The sequence below is a fragment of the Singulisphaera acidiphila DSM 18658 genome, assembly GCF_000242455.2.
GTDB lineage: Bacteria > Planctomycetota > Planctomycetia > Isosphaerales > Isosphaeraceae > Singulisphaera > Singulisphaera acidiphila.
Genome location: NC_019892.1, coordinates 9,192,894 through 9,213,613 on the forward strand (window position 1 = coordinate 9,192,894; position 20,720 = coordinate 9,213,613).

Consider the following 20,720-nt stretch of genomic DNA (forward strand, 5'->3'; position numbering starts at 1 on the left):
AGTGTTTGAAAGTGACGGCAGCCACCCGCGTCGCAACGGTGGAGTTGCGACGCGGGCCCGAACCTGATCAGGCCGGCTGCGCCCCTGGCTTGCCGGCTTCGACGACGAACGAACTCAGCGTCCGCACCGGGGCTCCGGGCGACTTGACGTCCTCGACGATGCGATAGTCGCTCGTCCATGACTGGGGCGTGACGGTACACCGCACGTAGCCCCGCTGACGGTTGTGGAACCGGACCCCCGGATTGGCGGCCATCATCGCACTCAGCCCCTCCACCTCGGCGGAGCCGTTGCCACCGCTGGTGATCGACGTGCCGACGAATTCCGTGGCAACCACAGGAGTCTCCGGCTTGCGGTCATCGACGCGCAAGTCGTTGACCCAGTTGGAATGGATGTCGCCGGTCAGCACCACCGGGTTCGGCACGCGGCGGTCGGCGAGGAACCGAACCAACTTCATCCGCTCGAACGCGTAGCCCGGCCACTGGTCCATCGAGTACCGGGTCGGCTCGCCCTCCCGCCGACTCCGCCCGACCATCCCCATCATTACCTGCTGGGCGAGGACGTTCCAGGTGCCGGTCGAACGCAGGAGCGCCGACTTCAACCAATCGGCCTGTTCAGCCCCGAGGATCGTGTTCTTCGGGCTCAGGGCGGCATCGTTCAGATCCGAGTTGCGGTCGTCGTTCGGCTGATCGGTGCGGTACTGACGGGTGTCCAGCACCTGGAACGTTGCCAGGCGGCCGAAGGGGAGGGTCCGGTACAGCTTCATGTGCGGCCCGCGCGGCAAGGAGCGGGAGCGGAGCGGCATCGCCTCATAGTAGGCTTGGTAGGCGTTCGCCCGTTGCTCCAGGAACTCGACCGGGTCGATTCCGGCCGTCGCCGAAATGTCACTGGCGTAGTTGTTCTCAAACTCGTGATCGTCCCAGGTGACGACCCAGGGGCAACGGGCGTGGGCAGCCTGCAAGTGGGGGTCGGACTTGTACTGGGCGTGCCGGACCCGGTAGTCGGCGAGGGTGCGAATCTTCGGCCCGGCGTGCTTGCGGACCAGGTTGTCCCGCCCCTCATATTCGTAGAGGTAGTCGCCCAGGTGGAACGCCACGTCCAGATCGTCTTTGGCCATGTGCTCGTAGGCGGTGAAATACCCCTGTTCCCAGTGTGAGCAAGACGCGAACGCGAATCGCAGTTGCTCCGGCGTCGCGTCCGGCTCAGGGGCGGTGCGGGTGCGGCCAACCGGGCTGGTCGCGTCGCCGGCTCGGAAGCGGTACCAGTACCAACGGTCCGGCTTCAGCCCGTTCACCTCGACGTGGACGGAATGGGCGAGTTGCGGGGTGGCAACGGCCGTGCCCCGCCGGACAATCTCCCGCATCCCATCGTCGGTTGCCACCTCCCAGGACACTTCGACCGCCTCCGGTGGCAGCCCGCCATCGGGATCAAGCGGCTTCGGCGCGAGCCGAGTCCACAGGACGACGCCAGTATCGTTGGGATCGCCCGAAGCCACCCCTAGCGAAAAGGGGTCGGCGGCAAAGACAAGGCGGCGTGCCTGGGCCTCGGCCCGGGCGCCGACGAGCGGCAGAGCCGACAGGGCCGCCCCGTAGGCCAGGAACAGACGACGGCTAACACCATTCTCAGCCCGCACGGCGGCACGCAGTTCTGATAGGTCGATCACGGAGGAAGTCCTCGCCTGACGCACAAAGATATGCAACACGCTGGAGAATTCCACCACCGTACCGACCCCCGGCAAAGATTCTCGGGGAGTTCAAAGAAGTTTTGGTGTGACTGTCGATCACCATTGAGTCCGAAGACCTGCATCTCAGCAACTGGCCGCGTTCTTCCTTGAATTCCAAGCGGACCTTGGCAACGCATAAGCAAATCAAAAAGACCGCGACCAAACAGCTTGGTGTCTGTCTCGAAAGGTCAGGCTTCACCGGGAAATGAAGGACGTTGGGGAGCACGGGGTCCGTGCTCGGACCCCGTGCCCCCCAGCCAAGGCATTCCCGCATGGGGTCCGAGTACGGAACCGCATGGCACCCGGAAGATCAGCAAAAACTCCGGTGCGATTCGCCTTCTGGGACAAACTCTGAGCGCCAGGGCTACGGAGCGGGATCATCACGTCGAGCCCAGAACCGCCTACCACTCTCCCCCGGGGCCTCCGATGGCAATGGTCAATGGGGCCGAATCGCGACGAGGTGACCGCGGTTTGTTCGACGAGTTACGCGTTGTGTTCCCCTTTGTTTTTTCTGATATGATAGGGGAGAAATCAGCACGTCGCATGCGGACCACAATGGTTTTGATCCTTCTGCGGGGAGGAAGACGCTGCCTTGACGAGTCGTCTCCTCGCCACACTCTCCTCGATTCTGATCGGGGCCATCGCCGGGTGGAGCCGCCTCCACGAGCGAGGCGGGTTCACGCAGTCGGCGGACTCGGGTGTTCAAGGGGATTGGATTGACCCCTGTCGCCTTGACTGCACGCGATGCACGCGTGATTTTTTACTGCATGCGTGACGCGAGTGCGGGCGCGAACCTTCTTCGAAAGTACCTTCTACCTGGTGTTTTGCAAAGTCAGGATAACCCCAGCTGAGCCACGACATGTTCATAGGGTTGCTCAAATTGCGTGACTTGCTCGATCGCCCACGAGAGCGTCGTCCGCAGGGCTTCCCTCGTCATCGCCCGACAGGCCTCGCCAATGGTCATCAGCCGATGGAGTGCCCACTCCTTCGCACGACCCTGCTTCAACTCGCTCATGAGCAGACTGTACGCCAGCATGACCAGGTACATATGCCGGGTCTGACCCTGGACATCACGCAACTGACAGTCACCCAACCCGAGTTGTTGCTTGCCGTCCCGATGGAACGTCTCCGTGCCTGTCCAGCGATGGCGGTACACCCGCACGATCCGACTCACCTCCCAGCTAATCCGATTCGTCACCAGGATCTTGCAGCACGTCCCGTCGTTGCGGTAGTGCCAGAGGAGGACAATCCGCACCTTGTGGTTCACCCCGGGGATTCGAACCGTCACCGTGAAGTACCACTGGCGACGGTCGCCGATCCGCATCGCTTTGCGGTCCTCCATCGGGATCGACGCCGCCAACTCGTTGGCCTTGAGGATCCCCCCCTTCCACTCCAACTTGCGGTTGGTCTTGAGATCGCCCACGTAACCGTGGGGCCGTCCCAACCGATCCTGCTTCCCATTAATGTGATTGAGGACCTCGGCGTTAGTGAAGTAGCAGTCCATGGCGAAGTCGCCGGGGATTCCCCGCTCGCAGACCCAATCGATCAGTTCGCAGCACAAGGCGGTATGGTTGCGGAACGGCTCGTCCAAGGCTTCGCAGACCTCTTGCTTGCGGAAAAGCCGGAACTCCAGGGGGTAGTGCTTGCCGCTGGTGCAGACGTAGTTGACGAAGAGATAGTCCTGGGCGATCTTGTTCCGCTCTTCGGTGTGATCCCAGAACCAGCCGGCGTCGGGAATCAGCATCCCGTCCCGATCGACGAGAGTATTGTCGATCGGGATGACGCCCTGAGCGCTGTAGCGAGTGGAGGGATCCTTCTGGAGTTGCTCGAGCCTTCGATCGTTGAGCGTCTCGGGGTCCCACTGGGCGGCGGTGAGGAAGCGATTGAGGCAGGATTGGTCGGTGGTCTGGGCGAACTCGTCATGAATGCCGAGGACGGTTTTCCGGTCGGCGACGAACAGGCCGGTAAGGTACTCGGCGAAGTGACGACGTTGGCACTCATTGGCGAAGAGGTCGCCGTGCTGGGTCAGGGCGGCTTCGACCAGCTTGGGAAATTCGATAATTCCAGGCATAAGCCGATGCTCCGCAGTCCAACTGCGCCAGAGCAATTTGGGCAAAACTCGAGCCTCGTCTACCTATTTTAACGCTGCCGCGGACCAGTTTGCAAAATACCAGTTCTACATTAGATTTGAACGCGTTCATCCCGTGCAGTATCCATAACACATAATGCAAAAAACACATAATGCAAAAGAAGGATTCTTACGATCAGGGGTTCTCTCTCGGATTGGGGCCAAGGTTACGCCGGCACCCTGGGCAACCTTGCCTGAGAGCCTGTCCCAAAGAAGGCGAATCCCACCGAAGTTTTTGCGGATCTTCCGGGTGCCATGGGGTTCCATACTCGGACCCCATATGGGAATGCCTTGGCTGGAACGCACGGGTTCCGAGTATGTCACGCGACATGGAGTTGGGCCAGGAAATCGCGACATGAAGTTTGGCCGCATCCTGATCACTTGTCTCCTGTTCGTTTGTTCGGTTGTTTGCATGTCACCGTCAACGTCATGATTCGCTCCCGGCAGATCTCGGACGCCGGCTGCCGGCTCAGCTGCCGCCCCTCATCGTCCGCGACCACCCATTCGTTAGACAAAGGATTATATGACAAATATACGGTCTCCTTCTTATGAATAACTCCGATGTAAAGGTCGCGGTTGTACACCGAGATCGCCCCGGAGACACCCACTTTCCGTCGCCCCGCGTAACCGGTCAGATACCCCGCGACCGCGTCCAGACTCCAGTGGCTCTCCTCCCAGCCCGGGCTGAAGTCGCGACCGGAGTGAGCCAACTCCGGATACGCTTCCTGCCGGCTCCGGCCTCTCACGCTTGGATATTCGCCACGTTGGATCTCGTCCATCATCTCCAGCCGTTGCCGCAAATCTTCCAGGGTGTCGCAGGTGTGCGGCTCGCCCCACCGCTTGGCCGTCCCCTGCGATCGCTCGACGACCCCGTTGTCCTGAGGGGTCGCCGGAGGGTTGTAGTCCAGGCCGACCGCCAACCCGGCCAGCCACAGCCCCAGGTCGGTGGGAAGATCGCCCCGCGCCGCGCCCCACGGCGTCCCGTTGTCGACCCGAAGTCGCTCGGGCCGGCCCCAGCGGGTGAAAGCCAAGCGAAGTTGGGTCTGAGTCGACGCGGGCGGCACTTGGCTCCAGCGGGCTGGGGGGGAAAACCTCGGTCCACAGGACCGCGCCACTGCACTCGTCGACGATCCGTAGCCAGCAGACTTGTCGGCCGGTCCGGAGTGGCACCAGTTCGGCCGCGTCCATTTGCCAGACCTCATGAGGCCGAGCGGCCCGGCGACTCACGCTTGAAGGTCGCCGCCCCGGCGGGGCGGGAGCGAGATCAGCCCGCAGAAGCCACCGTTGCAAGGTCCGAGTGGCCGGGAGCGGTTCGCCGGGAAGCCGGCGGCGCAGCATCACGCGGATCAATCCCGCCCCCCAAGTCGGGTGCTCGCGGCGGAGTTCCAACACGGCATGCACGAGGGGTTCCGTGGGCTTCGGTGTTGCCGTCCCGCAACGGTCGTAGGAAGGGGCCAGGGGGTCTTGACCGCGGACCGGAAGCGGCTGAATAGTCGCCGCACGGTACGTGGCGGGACACCGAGGCCCTCGGCGATGGTCAGAACATCCTGGCCGTCCCGGAAGCGATTCCAGATCGCCTGACGCACAGGCAGGGGCACAGGGCGAGGCATGGGCCGTTCTCCAGGGATGACGAGACCAAGGGGAGAACTCCTACTGTAAACCTGTCCCGGCCTGCGGCCAAACTTCATGTCGCGATTTCCTGGCCCAACTCCATGTCGCGTGACAAGTACGGAACCCGCGGCACCCCAACGTCCTTCAGTTCCCGGTGAAGCCTGACCTTCCGAGACAGACACTTAGCCAATCCGCCACTGTGGGCGTGTCTCGCGAGAGAGCATGGCGTTGGCACGGTCGTTGTCGACGAAGCGTTCGGCCTTGGGGTCCCAGCGAAGGGATTCGCCGGTGCGGATGGCGATGTTGCCAAGGTGACAGACGGTGCCCGAACGATGGCCGATGGTCGGGTTGCAGACGGGTTTTTCGCGAGTGCGAACGGCGTCGATGAAGTTGAGGATGTGGTCGTTCGAGGAGACAAGTCGAGTGGCGGTGGAGGGGAGAGGGTCGGTGAGGAGGCGGGGGTCGCTGGCCTCGATCTTGGCACGGTCGACAAAGATCCAGCCGAGGTCGCCGACAAACAGGACGCCGTTCTTGCCCTTGCCCGAGCAGACCAGGGTCGCGCCGGTGGCGTAAGTATAGGTAACGCTGAAGTCGACGGGACAGGCGAAGCTGTCGGGCGAAGTGCCGACTTCGGAGTTGGTGGCTTCGACGGCAATGGGACCGGTGTCGTCGGCGTCGAGACCCCATTGGGCGATGTCGTTGTGGTGGGCGCCCCAGTCGGTGAGTTTGCCGCCGGAGTATTCGTACCACCAGCGGAAGTCGTAGTGGCAACGCTCCTTGATATAAGGGACCGCCGGCGCCTGGCCAAGCCAGAAGTCCCAATCGAGACCGACGGGCGGGGTTGAGGGCGAAAGCGGCTTGTGCTTGGGGTTCGAGCCGACGCGCGTCTCAACGCGGCGGATCGGGCCGATCCGGCCGTTGCGGACGAGTTCGCACGCCAGGCGGAACCTGGGGTCGGAGCGCTGCTGGGTCCCCACCTGCACGAGCCGGTCGGTCTCCGACGCGGCCTTGACCAGGGCCTTTCCCTCGTCGATCGTGAGGGTCATCGGCTTCTCGCAGTAGACGTCCTTCCCCGCGCGAAGGGCAGCGATCGCAATCGGGGCATGCCAGTGGTCGGGGGTGACGACCGTCACGGCGTCAATGTCGGGACGAGCGAGCAAGGCGCGGAAGTCGCCGTATTCGGCAACCCCCTTGAGCTTCGACTTGACGATCGCCGCCCGCCTCCGGTTCGCGTCGACGTCACACGCCGCGACCAGTTCGACGCCCGGGCGCTTCTTCACGGCCTCGGTCATCACGAGGTAGCCTTGACCACCCGTGCCGATCGCCCCTAACCGGATCCGGTCGTTGGGCGAGACAGGCTTGCTCTCCCTCGACGCGCGTTCCTCTTCGTCTGAGACGACCTCGCGTGCGAACCATGCCGGCAGCCCCGCCCCAATGGTCAACGCCGCCATCGACGCGCCCACGAATCCCCGGCGCGAAAGCGTCCATCTGCGGATCATCGCGACATCCCCCTAAAATCCCAACAACCCCAAAACGGACGCGCGGGTATAATAGCAATCCTCCGTCTTCACGCAAGCCGAGCTTGACGATGCGGTATTTGCCGCAGAAGCCAGAGTTGGAGCAAAGCGAATGAAGGACGAAAACAAGAAGATTCCTTTGAAGTGATTGTTCGTCTTCTCGCTCCCGATGTGCTGCTGGAAGCAATCATGAAATCACCCCATTTCAAATCTCCAGCGCCATGATCGTCGTGGCCATCGCAGGGTTCGAACTGGCAGCCATCAGGGTGCGGATTCCTGACTGCGAAGACATGGGCCATGATTACGCGTCGCAGGAGAACCCGATCAAAACTCGATCTACCGCCAGCTCAGAGGTGTGTCATGGGAATCCTGATGATCTTCGCGTTGGTCGCAGCGCTCGCCTTCATCAATGTGCTCATCGTCCGATTGTTCCAGCGTCGGGGAGCAGGGCGGGGATGGTGGACTACTCTGATCATCACGTGGATTACCGGAGCAGCCCTGGGTATTTATAGCGGCTTCGTTTTCGAGTACCGCCCAACGCCTAGTCTCAGGGTCTTTGGCGCCCCCATCCCCGCCGCCGTTTTTCACTGGGAGGGGCCGCCCGGAAAAGAAGAATGGGTGGACTTCGTCACCCCAGCCCCGCACTTGTTTGCCATGTCGAACGTCGTGATCCTCGGGTTGTTTACAGCATGCCCAGTCGGACCGTTGTTCTGGCTCTGGCGTCGAGCCCCCGTGGGCTCGGAAGGGACATGACATGAAGAAATGAGCGGAAAATCGTCCCGTTGTCAGGAAGTGTAGGCCGCGGCCAGACAGACCAGTGAGAGGGAGTCGGGGCACGGCCCAGGGCCAGCGCATATCAAACACGCTGTAGTGAAAGGACTTGCGTGAGGTAGTCCGTATTAATCATACAGGACATCATCTTTCCACGTAGGCTATCCTTGTCGGGATGACGCTTCAGCAGCGTCACGGCGAACCGCCGAAGCCAGCTCAAGTTGTTCCCCAAAGTCCGCTCGCGAGTGCGGTGCTCATCTTCGCGAAAGTTCACATCGAGCACCCAGTGCATCGACTCGATACTCCAGTGACCGCGGACCGCTTCGCCGAAACGCTTGCCGCTCAGATAGTGGCTGCTGAGATAGTAACGCACCTCGTCCGACTCCGTCCCATCGGCATGCTGCGTGATTCGCACCGCATAGCCAATTGCCTTGATCCAGGGCCAATCCTTCAGCGGCGCGAAATCAGTCGGCACCTTGACCAGATAATAGGAACGCTCGTCGATGCGGCCGTGCCCGGCATCACGGGTCTCGTCGTATCGATAGTGGAGGTCCTCGAGATCGCGTTCCAGGTGGTCGAGGAAGAACGCTTGGATCGCGGTTGCGAGCTTCGGCTGATTGTCTTTGACGGCGATCACGCAGTCGCCGCCACCGTCAACGATCTGCTCGACAATCGCTTTCTGGCAGCCCATCGCGTCGATCGTGATGAGCGTATCCGTGAGGTCAATCTGCTCGAGAAGTTTTGGGATGGCTGTGATCTCGTTGGACTTGGCGTCGGTGGCCACCTGACCCAGCGCAATGCCCTGCTCGCTGGCCCAGGCGCTGACAATGTGCAGATTGCCAAGACCTTTGGCCGCATCGTGCGATCCGCGACAGGCTTTGCCGTCGATAGCGACGTGTCGGCGGGAGTTCTCAGTGTCGGCGGGGATCGCGTCGCAGATCCAGTCCTGGAAGCAGCGTTGAAAGGCTTCGGGTTTCAGCGCCATGAGCAAGCGTCGGATGCAATCCCGTGAGGGGATGCCGTTGGGCAGGGCCAGATGCAGGGCCAGCCAGGACTCACGATTCTTGGCCCAGCGATGAATGGCGGTAGGGCCATCGCATCCGCAGATGACGGCGCAGACTGCGATGACAGCGATATCGACCATCAAGTGCTTACGATTGCGTGTGTGGCGGGGATCGGAGAGCGATTCGAAATAAGAGCCGATGGAGCCGACATCGACGGGCTTGGCCATGGGAGGCATCCTGGGATCGGTCGGTGTCGGCCTCCGCACACCCGGAGTGCAGTAAGCCGATTCACGAGGACCGATTCAAAGATAACGAGCCGAGGCCTGTCGCGCCAGACTACTCAGGCCGCACAGTTATACGCGCTGGCCCTGGGGCACGGCCTGTGGGTCGTTCGCCCCTCTACCTGAATGGCCAAAGCAACAGCATATCACAATAACAACATCGTCGAACGACCCGAGTTGCAACACCCCCTCTCATCGAGCCAGTGCGACCCAGCGGAGCCATCGCGAACGCTCCCTACTCGCGGGCCAGCGCCGTGGCCACGGCCGACCGGATCTGCTCCCGCCGGAGTTGGGTCGCCAGCACCCGCCCGTCGGGGCCGATCAGGAGGATCGCCGGGATCGCATCCACGCGGAATGCCTGCGCCGCGACGGCCTCCGACCACGGGCCGAGGTGCCCCTGCGTCCCTCCTTGAGCGGCGGCCAAAGCGACCCCAGGTCTTATGGGTCGCCCCCCCCCGCACTTCCAGAATCCCCGGCATGAGAAAGGCATGCCTCAGGGTGGCCATTATGCGGTATTTTAGCCGACTGCAGGGGACAACCACCTTGCTTTTGAAGCCGCTGGTCTGCTATCGATCTTGGCTCTCTCTTCTTGAGCCATGACGATGACGACCCAAACCGCCACTTTCGACGTTTCCCTCGGACCTGCGCTCACTGAGCAGCAGGCTCGGGAAATCTATCGCCAGGGCGAAGAAGCTGTGGTCTTTGCCCTTCTGAGCTTGGCTCAGAGAGTAGCCGAGCCACAGACTTCGACGACACCCTTCGTTGCTCCGACCACACCTTCGGCGATGATCCCTCAGTATCTCAAGCCCAAGGCTGAGGGACGGCACAAACGTCCTGGACTTAAGCTCGGACATCCTGGCTCGCGACGGCCGACGCCCAAACCGAATCGATGGACCGACCATCGCCTCCCGTCCTGTCCCGAATGCTGCGGACCGCTGACTCGGACCAATCAGACACGGACCCGACTCACCGAGGACATTCCCGAAGCCATTACCCCCGTCGTCACCGAGCACACGATTCATCGGGACTGGTGCTCGAACTGCCAGAAGGCCGTCGAACCCGTCGTCACCGACGCCCTGCCCGGGGCCACCCTCGGCAATCGCACCCTGGTCCTCTCGGCCTGGCTTCATTACGGGTTGGGCAATACGCTCTCGCAGATCGTCGCCGTTTTCAACCACCACCTGACGCTCAAGGTCACCCCCGGTGGCCTGATCCAGATGTGGTATCGGCTCCAGGCGATCCTTTTTGCCTGGTACTTGCAGATCCAGACCGAGGCGTTGGATTCGGCCGTCCTGCACGGCGACGAAACCGGCTGGCGGGTCAATGGCAAGACCCACTGACTGTGGTGCTTCACCACGACCGATCTGACTTACTTTATGATCGATCGGAGTCGGGGCAGCCCGGCGCTGGCGGAGTTCTTCAAAGACGAGTTTCAGGGCACGTTGGTCACCGACTTCTGGGGGGCCTACAACAAGGTCGTCTGAGCCCGGCGTCAGACCTGCCTGGTCCATTTGCTGCGTGAATTGAAGACGGTGGACAAGTACGGCCGCCCCGGACCGAACTGGCCCGGGTTCGTGAAGAAACTGCGTCGCCTGCTGGGCGACGCGATCCGGCTGAAGAAACGCGACGAGGTCTCTGCCGAGGTCTACCGCCAGCTCAGAGAGGAATAACCGAAATGCCCCGCTTCAGCACTCGGACACTGATGGTCGTTGTAGGGGCGGCGGCGGTCTTTTTCACCGTTGCTGTGCGGGATCTGATCTTCGCGGTTATTTTTCTGCCGTTGTGGTGCTTGCTGGTCTTCTTGAGCTACCAACGTCTGACTGGCCCGCCACCGCCGAGATGAATGGATCGCCAAGATATACGCCATTGTCGCGATCCTGGCAGGCTGGGCATACTGGCATCTTGAGGATGGAAGAGTGCCGTTGATGTGAGACTGACGATGGATACCTGCCAAGAGCCCCGATCCCGCTGCGCCACCCGGCTTGACCCCGGGCTTTCCTGGTATCAGGACTTCCCCTGCGGCAGGAAGGCTACCACCAGGCACAACGGGCGTCCCATGTGCCGGGGCTGCCGCTCCGAGGCCCTGAGAGCCGAAGCCTGGCACCGGCGTGCAACCGAGGGAGGCGTACTCGGGAGGTTGGTGAACGCCGCGCCAAACATCGTGATCTGGGGCTTCTTCCTCGTCAGCGGCATCGTGTGCCGCGATCTGCTTTGGGAATTCCTGCATTCCGAGCGAGGGCAGCTTTACGGGTGGTTCGCCTTCGTCGCGGTCGTTTGGGGAACGATCGGGGCGGCTGATCACTGGCTTGTGCAAACCTGGCGGCGACGGAGGAAGGGGGAGAAGGACAACGGCGACGACGAACAGCCCATACCGCTGGAGTGAGCCTGCCGAACGGCAAGGGCCTCAACGTGCCGCTGGTTCCGTAGGCCTGACGACCTCCCCTACCCAGGGCTAGCGAGCACTTTCATAACGACCTGGCAGTTTGTGCGGCCTTGCGCCCATCCATCTGACCTGACATGCCGTCCACCGAGTCGTGAACGAGACTCGGTGACCGGAGAGCGGCGATGGTGAGCGAACACAGCAAGCGGCGAGATTGTGGCATCCTTCTCCACCCTGGAGGATCCTCGATCCCGTATCAATACGCCGCCATCCCTTGCCAAGCGTCCTGGTCATCGCCGTCCTGATCGTCCTCACCGGCGCCGCTGGACCCACTGCCATCGCACGCTGAGCCAAGTGCAAAGAGGAACTCCTCACCGAACTCCTCGAACTGCCCTGCGGCATCCCCGCCAAGGACGTCTTCCACATCGTCCTGATGATTCTGCGGCCCGAGGCCTTCGAGGACGCCTTCAACGTCTGGATCGCCCACCTCTGCGGCCGGGCCACGGTCGAGATGGGCCTCGAGCGGCCGATCATCGCTATCGACGGCATCCAGCAGCGGAGGCCGCGACCAGGCAATAGCCAATGCATCCGTGAGAAGTCACCAGGAGCAGATCACGAGGCAATGATCCGCATGAGCACGCGGTGTGTCACCGCGACCATCATCTCAAGCAAGGCTTCGTCGTCGCTTGCCTCGTGAAAAACCGCACATAAAAATCAAAAAAAACAAGCAATCATAACATTCACGATTACAATCACAAATAAAATTGCAAACCTCGCGTCAGGACCACCCCCCCAGAAACGTCAGCAACAACCAAGGATCTACTACCATCAAAACAACCCAAGCTACGCCTATCAAACGGCCCGCCCGGTCGAGCCAGCCTGGGTCAGACTCCCAGCCACCGCTCAATGCCAACATCGTCCAAGCCACCGCCACTGCAAGTCCAGGCATACCCATTTCAATGCCCAGGCCACGAATCAAGCAATCAACCAAACATTCGGCCAAACTACCGTAGCTAGATTTACCCATGCTTTGTTTAGCCAGAACAACGACCAAGAGTACCGTCAAGTTAACGGCCTCAATGGCCAAGGCAAACACCACTGCACCACATGCCGTAGCTCCTGGACGGTGAAGTAAATCGCCAAGACTCGGCCGAGGGCGTCGCCAATGGAGCAGAAATAGGCCTATTGTCCAGGCCACGATCAAGGGAAGGCCAAGAGCGGTCCAACGAGCAACCGTGAGCAGGACAGCCCCGACGGACCCATCCTTGACCGTCATGTTCGTATTCATCCAAAGCAAGTCGTGCATTCCGCGGGCTATTCCCAGGCCAAGGGCCGTAGCCGCGACAAGGGTCATCGCATCCAGAAGCGTGAATAGCCGTCGCGGTGATATCGACAAGGGGATCCTCTCCATTCACGGTCTTGACGAAGTGGAAGCCATCGACCGACCCAACAAGGCAACTTGGGGTCTTCATCCAACAAGAGACGGATTGAGACAGCCCAGGGCCGCATGTCAAAAACGACCGATTTCGGCACGCCTCACCAGGCGTGCCCGAACCACTATAGTGTCAGGGAGAATGATAAGGAGTCATACCGAACCTCCTGGATTGGTCTCCTTTACAGCTTGGTGCTTCGACCGGAACCTGGACGAGACCGGACCCTCTGGGAAGGAGTCCCACAACGCCAAGCAACCCGATCGTATTGGCTGCCATGCGATTCAGTATCCCATTGACTCCGCCCCAGCCGGGGAGTAACTTTTAGCCTCCCGGGTGAGGGGATACTCCGTTTTTGGGACGTTTGGTGCCACGCCCTTGCATAAGGTCACCGCGACATCTCGCAAGGTCATTTCAACATTCGCACCAACAACAAAATATCCACTCCGAGCGACGGCGCTCAATCCTGAACGGAACAACCACCGCCCGAAAGGCAGTGGACTCAACAGCCATCTGAAAGCCTGACCACTGGCCGTGCGAGGTCCGGATCACTGTTCACCCGTAACCCATAGTGCTTTAAGTCGGGGTTTCCTCAACACTCAGTCCCGCTTGTCGGGGTAAGTAGCTGCCACCAAGCTCCTGCCGATATACTGAAAGTAGCCGCCTGAAAGGTGGGGGGTTTAGATCCCACAAGCGGACATGAAAGCCGGGCGAAGTCCTGTCCCATACCCGGGCGATCAACTCCATCGGGGTTGATCGGCTTGAGAGGTGGGTCGAGATGTTCGTCGTCAGCACTCACAAGGTTCTCGATCCGCGGGTGACCGGGGCACCTTGATTCCAGGGGATCGGGCGACGCGTCGCTCAATCCTCAGGCGGATTCCGGGCCGCTCGGCTCGTGAGATCCGGGAGCATCGGCAAATCATGAGTTGGTGGCTCGGAACTGAGGCCAGCTTGACATGCTCCAACTTGCCGAGATCGAGGCCGTGCTCGACCAGGTCACCGAGGGCGACCGGGATGCATTTTTGAAAATCGTTCATGAATTCAATCTTCCCCTGCGCAGCTTCATCGCCAGCCAGGTGCAGCATATGAGCGACGTCGATGACCTCACTCAAGAGGTGTTCATCGCCGCCTACCGTAACCTGCACACCTTTCAGAGAAATGACAACTTCGGGGCCTGGCTGAGGGGGATCGCCCGGAACAAGCTCTCCCATTACTTCCGCAGCATGTCTCGTCGCAGCACGGCCATGGCGCGGCTCCGCGAGGACATCGCTCGTGAGGTGCAGTCCGACCTGGAGAGGGCGGCATCCACCCATCATGGGTTGGCGATCGAGACGCTCCTCGGCTGCATTGGGCGACTCCCCGAGAAAATGCGCCGGGTCGTTCGCGCCGGGCTCGACGGCGAGAAGGTCGAGGCACTCGCCGGCGAGCTTCTGACATCGACAGGCGCGATCTACAACCTGCACTACCGTGCGAATCAGCTCCTCCGCGAATGCTTGGAGAGAGAGCTCGAATGATGGATTCAGACCTGCGCGATCTGCTATCGGTGTGGCTGGGCAAAGACCTCGACGCGGCCCGTGGCGCCGAGCTTTTGGTACGCCTTCGCGAGGACGAGGTGTTCCGCCAGGCGTTCATCGACGAAATCGACATGCTGGGCAGGCTCAAAGCGGCGCAATCCGCCGAGCCCCGCTGGCTCCGGCTCGAGGATGAGCTGGGCTGGGGCACGACGAAGCAGGCGATGCGGGCGACCCACGAAAACGGGGTTGCGCAACAGCGTGACGACTCCCCTCGACCGCGCCCGCCCAGGCGCCGGAGTTGGGGAAGGGCCATGGCGGCGGCCTTGCTCCTCCTCGCGGCCGGATCGGCCATCTGGTACTGGCCAAGAGGGCCACGTACGGCCCCGGCCACGGCGAATCGACCGTTCCCGAAGGTCGATGCGCTGACCGGGCTGGCGATGGTTCTCAAGCTCGACGGGGTGGGGTGGGAACCGACCGACGAACCACACCCGGCGGAAGGGGACCTCCTCCCGGCGGGCCGTTACCGCTTCGGCTCGGGTCGCGCCACCCTCTCGATGCTCACCGGCGTGCTCCTCTTCGTGGAGGGACCGGCGGACGTGGAACTGCTCTCCGCCGACAAGGTCCTTTGCCGCCAAGGGAGGCTTCGAGCGCGGGTCCCGGCAGGGGCCGAGGGATTCCAGGTCTCGGGACCGAGTTCGGTCCTGGTCGACCTGGGGACGGAGTTCGGCGTGAACGTCGAGGCCGACGGGAAAATGCAAGGGAGGATCTTCGAGGGCAAGCTCGAGGCCGCATTACTTAGCGCGACCGGCATTCCCCTCCGTAGCTATTCTTTGAACTCGACCAAGGCCAATGCGACCAAGGCCGTTGAGATCAACCCGCAGGACGGCCACATCACGGCCATTACGGCTTCGGAGGACTTCATTTCCTCCTCAGTCCTGACCGCCCCCGCCCTGACCCTGGAAGCAGGTTACCCCGCCGCGATCCTCCGATCACGCCCCTGGGGCTACTGGCGTTTCGAGTCCCTGGCCGACGGCGCAATCCCGAACGAGATCCCGGAGCGCCCCCCACTGCACGCGACCGGCCCGATTCGCCTCGCCGGCCCCCCGGACCAAAATCGCTGCGTCGAGTTCCGGGCCAACCAGGATCCCCAATTCCTGACTCTCCAAGGTATCTGGCACCCCACATGGCGCCCGGGTTACGCGGTTGAGCTCTGGTGCCTGTCAGAGGCGATCAGCCACACCACGCTCGCGAGCATGGTCACACCGGCGGATACCGACCATCACGTCTTTCTCATGGAGCTGACGTCACGAAACCGGCTCACGCTCCACAAGCCAGCCTCCGTCCGCTTCCTTCATCGCTGGCCGCCGGGATGGGAGGGGGGGGATAACGCCTATTCACAGGACCCCTACGTCCCTTATCGCTGGCACCACGTCGTGAGCCAGATCAACGGCGACCGGATGGAGCTCTTCGTCGATGGAAAGCCCACATCTCCGCTCTCGATCAGCGCCGAGCACTCGGAATTGCCCTGCCAATTCATCCTGGGGCGATTGACCACACAGCCCGGGAGCGGGATTTCGATCGACCGCCCCTTCGTGGGCCGAATGGACGAGGTCGCCCTCTACGAACGCCCGCTCACGGTCGAGGAGATCCGGGAGCACCATCGATTAGGTGCCGGGCAATTCCGGCAACGATGATCCTGGGACGGCTGCGAAAGCAGACGCATCGCATGCCAGGGAGAGGGGTACAGCCAGTCAGCCGGCTCGAAACCGAGGCCGAAAAAAAAGTTTCTCGGAATCTTGTGAGATTTCTCATAGGTCCGGGAACCTAGTGACAGGCAAACTCTTGCCCCTCCCATTAAAGACCGAAAGGCTTCGCATCAATCTCGATAACCAGGCTCGGGCCAGGCACCTCGACTCGGGGTGCGGAGTGCCTTTGCGCCTGGCGCTTCGAGTCCCTGGATCAGTTCCGCCGGGACCGGAGCCCATTGCGTTGATCGACCTACGGTCGGACACACACAGGCCGCGGCTTGGAAAGCTGCGTCGGCGCGGATGCAAGGGAGGGGCGATGCTCACGTCGGAGTCGAGGCGGGCGCGGAGTTCCCGTAATGGGCATCCTTATCCCTAATCCTCGAAGGGCGAGCGTCCTCGTCTCCGGTTTTCAGGCCCTCTCAATTCTACGTCGAGACCAATGAGGCTCGATGAGGAGAACTCCCATGAGACGTCGCGGCTTCACGTTGATCGAGCTCCTGGTCGTCATTGCGATTATCGCGGTTCTGATTGCCCTGCTGCTGCCGGCCGTCCAGGCGGCGCGTGAGGCCGCCCGCCGCACCCAATGCGTCAACAACATGAAGCAGATCGGCCTCGCCATCCACAACTACGAGAACGCCATTGGGTGTCTGCCCTGGGGTGAGCCGATCCGACCGACATTCAACAGCGCCCCGTCGGGCCTGCTGATGTTGTTGGCCCACATGGAGCAGCAAAACCTCTATAACGCAGCCAACTTCTCGAACGGGAATGGGTCAAACTTCTGGAACAGCACCAACCCCGCGAACGCGACGCTCCAATTCACGAAGATCAACACCTTCGTGTGCCCCTCCGACATCAGCCGGATCACGCTCGCCTACGGCAACACCAACTACGTCGCCAACGCCGGCGCTGATGCCTATAGCTTCAGTGGTGCGACCGCAACCGTGTTCAGCGGCCCCTTCGCCGGGATCGGCTACGTCTCGAAGCTCCCCAACATCATCGACGGCACCTCGAACACGGTCGCCTACAGCGAGATCGTCACGGGCATCGGCACGGTCGCCGACAGCTCCTTCGACCCCCTCAAGCCCTCTTCATCGGTCGCCCGACTCTCGACCACCGCAACCGGAGCGGCACCGACCAGTGCCCCCAACCCCCTGACCGACAGCACCGCCTGCAAAGCATCCGCCCCCACACCGACAAACCTGGCCGGCGGCTTCCCGGTTGGGGCCGCCTGGTGGTGGGCCCGGTCGGGACAGACGCGCTACAACCATCTCATGACGCCCAATACCTGGAACTGTGCTTTCGGCAGCAACAGCGACAGCGATTCGAATGCCATCACGGCCTCCAGTCGCCACCCAGGCATTGTCAACTGCCTGCTCATGGATGCGTCGGTCCGAACGGTCAAAAGCAGCATCAGCCAGACCAGTTGGTGGGCCATCGGGACCCAGGCCGGCGGCGAGGTCGTCTCGGCGGACTCGTACTAACGAAACGACCCGGGCCAGCGAGACAGCGGGTCGATCGCCCGCCATCCCGGCGATGGCGGGTCGAGATCGCCCCCAAGGAGGTTTCGGTCATGAGCAGAGCGCGGTGGGAGATTGTCGGCCTGGCGATAGCCTTGATCAGTGGTTGGGGGTGCAATGACCGGGGCGGAGCCCCCTCGGTCTCCTCCTCAATGGAGGAGGCAACCGTCAAAGGGACGGTCACCATCAAGGGCAAAACGGCGACCGGTGGGCAGATCCAGTTCGACCCGTCCAACGTCGATCGGAAGGTCATGCCCCGGGTCGCGACGATCGGAGCGGACGGCACCTACACGATCACAACGCTCGTCGATGACAACGTGGTGACGATTGTAGGGCCGAAGATCGACAACAACCTGTCGGCGATGGTGCAGACGGTGAAAGTCAGCAGCGGAAAGACCACCATCCCGATCGAAGTGCCGCCACCAGCCCCGAAACCCTGAGTCGGGAACGGGATCAGGGTCTTGGGAGAACGGGGCGACCACCCAGGTCGCAGCGCAAACTCCTTCGACTGACGACTACGCATAAACAGTTATCTCATTTCATCCACGACAGCAGGACACGAAGTCCTCAGGCTCTCAACCTCTTCACGGCCCCCTCGACATCGCCGAGGGGGCCGTCAGTGGACGGCTCGCCACACGGCAGTCCAGCAAGAAATCTGACGTTGTTCAAGACTTCAGAGCCGTAGCAACAACGGCTCGGAGTTCGTCTGCAAGGCCCTGGCCGAATGACTGCCGAGCGTCGGGACGGAGCCGATCCCAGTGGCGCCGGGAAGCCCCTGGCAGAACGGCTTCGTCAAATCATTCCACGGCCGCCTTCGCGATGAGTTCCTGAAGCGTCACGAGTTCGAATCGGTGGCCGCCGCCAACGAGGCGAAGGAAGGCGATCGTCGAACCAGCACGCCAAAGCATAATTTCAATAAACACGCTTTACAAAACTCCATTTCTCCTGGCCCCCAAAATGGGGAGCATCTCAACCGTCGCGGTCTTCCTTTGCCCTTCCGATTCCGGCAACTGCGAAGGCTTCCAACCGTCAAACTTCGCCGATTCGCCCCCCGGCCCCACAACCGGGACAAGTGCATCACTTTCACCGATCTCAAGCTACGGTGGAAGCTTGGGCGATAATTACAGTATGATGCCCCGCAACGCGTCGGAGCCTTGGGAAACGTCGTGCAATGACGTTGGGGCATCTGGCCAAGCTTGCGCCGGCTGACCCGGCTTTTGGGAAACGACCTACGGTTGCGATGTGTCTCGCGGCCATCACCAAGGGGGCAGGCTCCGCCTACGCCACACTCGACACCAAGTCGGGTGACGAAGTGATCGACGATAGTTCCTATTTTTGAGCGCACGGAAGCTCCTCCCTTTGTCGTCGAGGAGACAGTGTGGCCCCCTCCGCCTCCCTTGGAGACCAAACGCTCAAGAATGACTACTCCTTCCACTTCGACGAATGACCGCTCCGTCACCCGCCCTCCTCCACCGGTTCTGGGCCGTCTCCTGAACGGTTCGTTCTGGCTGGCGCTCCAGATCCCCCTCCAGGCCGTGTTCTCGATATGGTCCCTCCGCCTGATCATCGAGGCCATCGGTCCAGAGCAGTCGGGGGCCTATCGTTTCGCCTACGGCTTCAGTTTCATCCAGTTCCTTCTCGAATTCGCCTCAGGCTCGGCGCTGCAGAGGCAGATCTCGACCGCCTGGATCCGTGGCGATCGCGCACAGGTCAACAGGGCGATCGCATGCGGCACGAACTTTTACGTGGCCATGGCGATCGTACAGGCAATGGCCCTGTTGAGTGTCGCCCATCTGGCCCTGCCGCATACGGAATTCGAAGGCGAGTCTTACCGGCTCGTCGTCCGGCTGTTGTGGTTGCAAGCGGTGACGGCCCCGATTTTTGGAATCTCGATGGTCGTCTCAAGCGTGCTCCAGGCTGCCCGACTTTACGACTTCCTGCCACGTTATGAGTTAGCGATCACGGTCCTCCGATTCATGGTCTTGGTTCTGGGCGTAAAGGTCGGCCTTGACTTCTTCTGGGTGATCGTCGCCCAGACGGCAGTGATCATCGTCTTGAGGATTGGGCCAGCCCTCAAGGTTATGGTTTTCGAGTTGGGGTATCGACTCCATCTGAGAGGCGCCCGGTGGGATGACTATAAGATATTGGGACAATTCAGCTTCTATGTGACCTTGCTCCAGATCAGCGCGGTCCTCGCCGACAAAGTTGACACCACGATTCTTGGCTTTATCCTCACCGGGCCCGGGCCGCACATCGCCGTGTACGACGTTGTCAGCAAGCCATTCGCACTGCTTCGCCAATCCGGCTGGATGCTTGCTTCTCTGGTGATGCCGGCCGTTGCCAGCCTGGCGGCATCGCATGACGAACGCGGATTGGAACGCATCAAATATGACGGCACCCGAATGCATATCGGTGTCCTGCTTCCGATTGGGCTCCTGGCCTGGATCTACGCAAGGCCTTTTCTGTCGCTCTGGTTTGGTCGAAGCCTGGGCTACGACGCAGCCGAGGTGGCACCGCTGATGAGGCTCTACCTGATCGCCGCGATACCGCTGGTCCTGGCCGTCCCTGTCCAAATGGCGATCGGTCTGAACAAGATTAAGGTCATCGCCATGGCGGCTCTCTTCGGGTCTCTCGTCAACCTGCCACTCAGTTGCTATTTGACAGCGAGGCTGGGGGTAGCGGGAGTCATCTGGGGCACGGTCCTCACGGCGCTGCCGGCGAACTTACTGGTGCCTGGCCTGTGCGTCCTGCGTGGGCTGCAGATCGATCCCTGGACTTATTTGCGACGGACACTCGGCGCCCCACTCATCGGAGCCGCGGCCCTGATCACATCAGCCTTCGCCTCTCGACTCCTCATGCCGATCGCCGACCACGCCCCCACTCTCTGGTCCCACACATTGCCCCTGGCCCTGCACCTTGCATTATCCCTATCTGCTTACATTATCTTTTATTCACTTATAGCAACGGGTCACGGCGATCTCTCCAAGCTTGTCGCCAGAATCCGACGACGATAAATCCCCGTCTCGACCTCCAGCGGTTTACCTCGAATTACCTACGTCAGGGTGGCGGGAGTCCGTACTCGGCCCCTAGCGCGAGGGC

General features: G+C 61.6%; 19 protein-coding genes. 11 read left to right on the forward strand and 8 right to left on the reverse strand.

Translation table 11 applies throughout. The features are described 5' to 3' along the window. Nucleotides 1–67: 67 nt before the first annotated feature. The 6 genes from SINAC_RS35485 to SINAC_RS35515 form a co-directional block, all read right to left on the reverse strand. Complete coding sequence (locus tag SINAC_RS35485) at nucleotides 68–1,660, reverse strand: alkaline phosphatase D family protein (RefSeq protein WP_015250360.1); 1,593 nt, start codon at nucleotides 1,658–1,660, stop codon at nucleotides 68–70. A gap of 892 nt (nucleotides 1,661–2,552) precedes the next feature. Next, on the reverse strand, nucleotides 2,553–3,791 hold the full coding sequence (locus SINAC_RS35490) for an IS701-like element ISSiac1 family transposase (RefSeq protein ID WP_015250361.1): 1,239 nt from the start codon (nucleotides 3,789–3,791) through the stop codon (nucleotides 2,553–2,555). Nucleotides 3,792–4,225: 434 nt separating this feature from the next. Beyond that, a complete protein-coding gene (locus tag SINAC_RS35495) occupies nucleotides 4,226–4,912 on the reverse strand; it encodes a DDE-type integrase/transposase/recombinase (RefSeq protein ID WP_044147311.1) in 687 nt (228 codons plus the stop codon). Between the two features lie 729 nt (nucleotides 4,913–5,641). Then, nucleotides 5,642–6,958 (reverse strand): Gfo/Idh/MocA family protein, encoded by a 1,317-nt coding sequence (locus SINAC_RS35500; protein WP_015250362.1) that lies wholly within the window; start codon nucleotides 6,956–6,958, stop codon nucleotides 5,642–5,644. A gap of 874 nt (nucleotides 6,959–7,832) precedes the next feature. Further along, nucleotides 7,833–8,978 (reverse strand): ISAs1 family transposase, encoded by a 1,146-nt coding sequence (locus SINAC_RS35510; RefSeq protein ID WP_015250364.1) that lies wholly within the window; start codon nucleotides 8,976–8,978, stop codon nucleotides 7,833–7,835. A gap of 289 nt (nucleotides 8,979–9,267) precedes the next feature. Continuing rightward, the gene (locus tag SINAC_RS35515; RefSeq protein WP_020466612.1) at nucleotides 9,268–9,456 is read right to left on the reverse strand and encodes a TlpA family protein disulfide reductase; all 189 of its coding nucleotides are present in this window, start codon (nucleotides 9,454–9,456) and stop codon (nucleotides 9,268–9,270) included. Between the two features lie 178 nt (nucleotides 9,457–9,634). Here SINAC_RS35515 and SINAC_RS35520 point away from each other — a divergent pair, with 178 nt between their 5' ends. The 4 genes from SINAC_RS35520 (at nucleotide 9,635) to SINAC_RS40385 (ending at nucleotide 11,415) form a co-directional block, all read left to right on the forward strand. Next, a complete protein-coding gene (locus SINAC_RS35520; protein ID WP_161625818.1) occupies nucleotides 9,635–10,372 on the forward strand; it encodes an IS66 family transposase zinc-finger binding domain-containing protein in 738 nt (245 codons plus the stop codon). Next, the gene (locus SINAC_RS42120) at nucleotides 10,373–10,516 is read left to right on the forward strand and encodes an IS66 family transposase (protein ID WP_390553831.1); all 144 of its coding nucleotides are present in this window, start codon (nucleotides 10,373–10,375) and stop codon (nucleotides 10,514–10,516) included. Between the two features lie 48 nt (nucleotides 10,517–10,564). Continuing rightward, complete coding sequence (locus SINAC_RS40380; protein WP_154673761.1) at nucleotides 10,565–10,702, forward strand: hypothetical protein; 138 nt, start codon at nucleotides 10,565–10,567, stop codon at nucleotides 10,700–10,702. A 470-nt stretch (nucleotides 10,703–11,172) separates the two neighbouring features. Next, complete coding sequence (locus SINAC_RS40385) at nucleotides 11,173–11,415, forward strand: hypothetical protein (RefSeq protein WP_154673762.1); 243 nt, start codon at nucleotides 11,173–11,175, stop codon at nucleotides 11,413–11,415. Nucleotides 11,416–11,668: 253 nt separating this feature from the next. Here SINAC_RS40385 and SINAC_RS40390 read toward each other — a convergent pair whose 3' ends face one another. Both SINAC_RS40390 and SINAC_RS35535 read right to left on the reverse strand, forming a co-directional pair. Beyond that, complete coding sequence (locus tag SINAC_RS40390; RefSeq protein ID WP_154673763.1) at nucleotides 11,669–11,995, reverse strand: hypothetical protein; 327 nt, start codon at nucleotides 11,993–11,995, stop codon at nucleotides 11,669–11,671. A 195-nt stretch (nucleotides 11,996–12,190) separates the two neighbouring features. Next, nucleotides 12,191–12,718: a hypothetical protein gene (locus SINAC_RS35535; RefSeq protein WP_154673764.1), complete on the reverse strand. Its 528-nt coding sequence runs from the start codon at nucleotides 12,716–12,718 to the stop codon at nucleotides 12,191–12,193. Between the two features lie 1,080 nt (nucleotides 12,719–13,798). On the opposite strand from SINAC_RS35535, the gene SINAC_RS35540 reads away from it, so the two are divergent. The 7 genes from SINAC_RS35540 to SINAC_RS35565 all read left to right on the forward strand — a co-directional run bounded on the left by SINAC_RS35540 (nucleotide 13,799) and on the right by SINAC_RS35565 (nucleotide 20,635). Beyond that, nucleotides 13,799–14,356 carry a sigma-70 family RNA polymerase sigma factor gene (locus SINAC_RS35540; protein ID WP_015250368.1) on the forward strand — a complete coding sequence of 186 codons (558 nt, stop codon included), beginning with the start codon at nucleotides 13,799–13,801 and terminating at the stop codon, nucleotides 14,354–14,356. Beyond that, on the forward strand, nucleotides 14,353–16,050 hold the full coding sequence (locus tag SINAC_RS35545; RefSeq protein ID WP_015250369.1) for a LamG-like jellyroll fold domain-containing protein: 1,698 nt from the start codon (nucleotides 14,353–14,355) through the stop codon (nucleotides 16,048–16,050). The genes SINAC_RS35540 and SINAC_RS35545 overlap by 4 nt, the downstream gene beginning before the upstream one ends. Before the next feature lie 518 nt (nucleotides 16,051–16,568). Beyond that, nucleotides 16,569–17,585, forward strand: coding sequence for a DUF1559 domain-containing protein (locus tag SINAC_RS35550; protein ID WP_015250370.1), 1,017 nt, complete (start codon nucleotides 16,569–16,571; stop codon nucleotides 17,583–17,585). A gap of 89 nt (nucleotides 17,586–17,674) precedes the next feature. Then, a complete protein-coding gene (locus tag SINAC_RS35555) occupies nucleotides 17,675–18,061 on the forward strand; it encodes a hypothetical protein (protein WP_015250371.1) in 387 nt (128 codons plus the stop codon). Nucleotides 18,062–18,379: 318 nt separating this feature from the next. Beyond that, the gene (locus tag SINAC_RS42125) at nucleotides 18,380–18,742 is read left to right on the forward strand and encodes an integrase core domain-containing protein (RefSeq protein WP_020466621.1); all 363 of its coding nucleotides are present in this window, start codon (nucleotides 18,380–18,382) and stop codon (nucleotides 18,740–18,742) included. A gap of 50 nt (nucleotides 18,743–18,792) precedes the next feature. After that, on the forward strand, nucleotides 18,793–18,960 hold the full coding sequence (locus SINAC_RS40745) for a hypothetical protein (RefSeq protein ID WP_015250372.1): 168 nt from the start codon (nucleotides 18,793–18,795) through the stop codon (nucleotides 18,958–18,960). 79 nt (nucleotides 18,961–19,039) lie between these two features. Further along, nucleotides 19,040–20,635, forward strand: a complete 1,596-nt coding sequence (locus tag SINAC_RS35565) for a lipopolysaccharide biosynthesis protein (RefSeq protein WP_020466622.1) — start codon at nucleotides 19,040–19,042, stop codon at nucleotides 20,633–20,635. Nucleotides 20,636–20,720 lie beyond the last annotated feature (85 nt).

Excerpts from the sequence above, each read along its gene's own strand:
- SINAC_RS35490 (WP_015250361.1), bottom strand. The coding sequence starts at position 3,791 with ATGCCTGGAATTATCGAATTTCCCAAGCTGGTCGAAGCCGCCCTGACC.
- SINAC_RS35500 (WP_015250362.1), bottom strand. The coding sequence starts at position 6,958 with ATGATCCGCAGATGGACGCTTTCGCGCCGGGGATTCGTGGGCGCGTCG.
- SINAC_RS35510 (WP_015250364.1), bottom strand. The coding sequence starts at position 8,978 with ATGGCCAAGCCCGTCGATGTCGGCTCCATCGGCTCTTATTTCGAATCG.
- SINAC_RS35520 (WP_161625818.1), top strand. The coding sequence starts at position 9,635 with ATGACGACCCAAACCGCCACTTTCGACGTTTCCCTCGGACCTGCGCTC.
- SINAC_RS35535 (WP_154673764.1), bottom strand. The coding sequence starts at position 12,718 with ATGCACGACTTGCTTTGGATGAATACGAACATGACGGTCAAGGATGGG.
- SINAC_RS35540 (WP_015250368.1), top strand. The coding sequence starts at position 13,799 with ATGCTCCAACTTGCCGAGATCGAGGCCGTGCTCGACCAGGTCACCGAG.
- SINAC_RS35545 (WP_015250369.1), top strand. The coding sequence starts at position 14,353 with ATGATGGATTCAGACCTGCGCGATCTGCTATCGGTGTGGCTGGGCAAA.
- SINAC_RS35550 (WP_015250370.1), top strand. The coding sequence starts at position 16,569 with ATGAGACGTCGCGGCTTCACGTTGATCGAGCTCCTGGTCGTCATTGCG.
- SINAC_RS35555 (WP_015250371.1), top strand. The coding sequence starts at position 17,675 with ATGAGCAGAGCGCGGTGGGAGATTGTCGGCCTGGCGATAGCCTTGATC.
- SINAC_RS40745 (WP_015250372.1), top strand. The coding sequence starts at position 18,793 with ATGACGTTGGGGCATCTGGCCAAGCTTGCGCCGGCTGACCCGGCTTTT.
- SINAC_RS35565 (WP_020466622.1), top strand. The coding sequence starts at position 19,040 with ATGACTACTCCTTCCACTTCGACGAATGACCGCTCCGTCACCCGCCCT.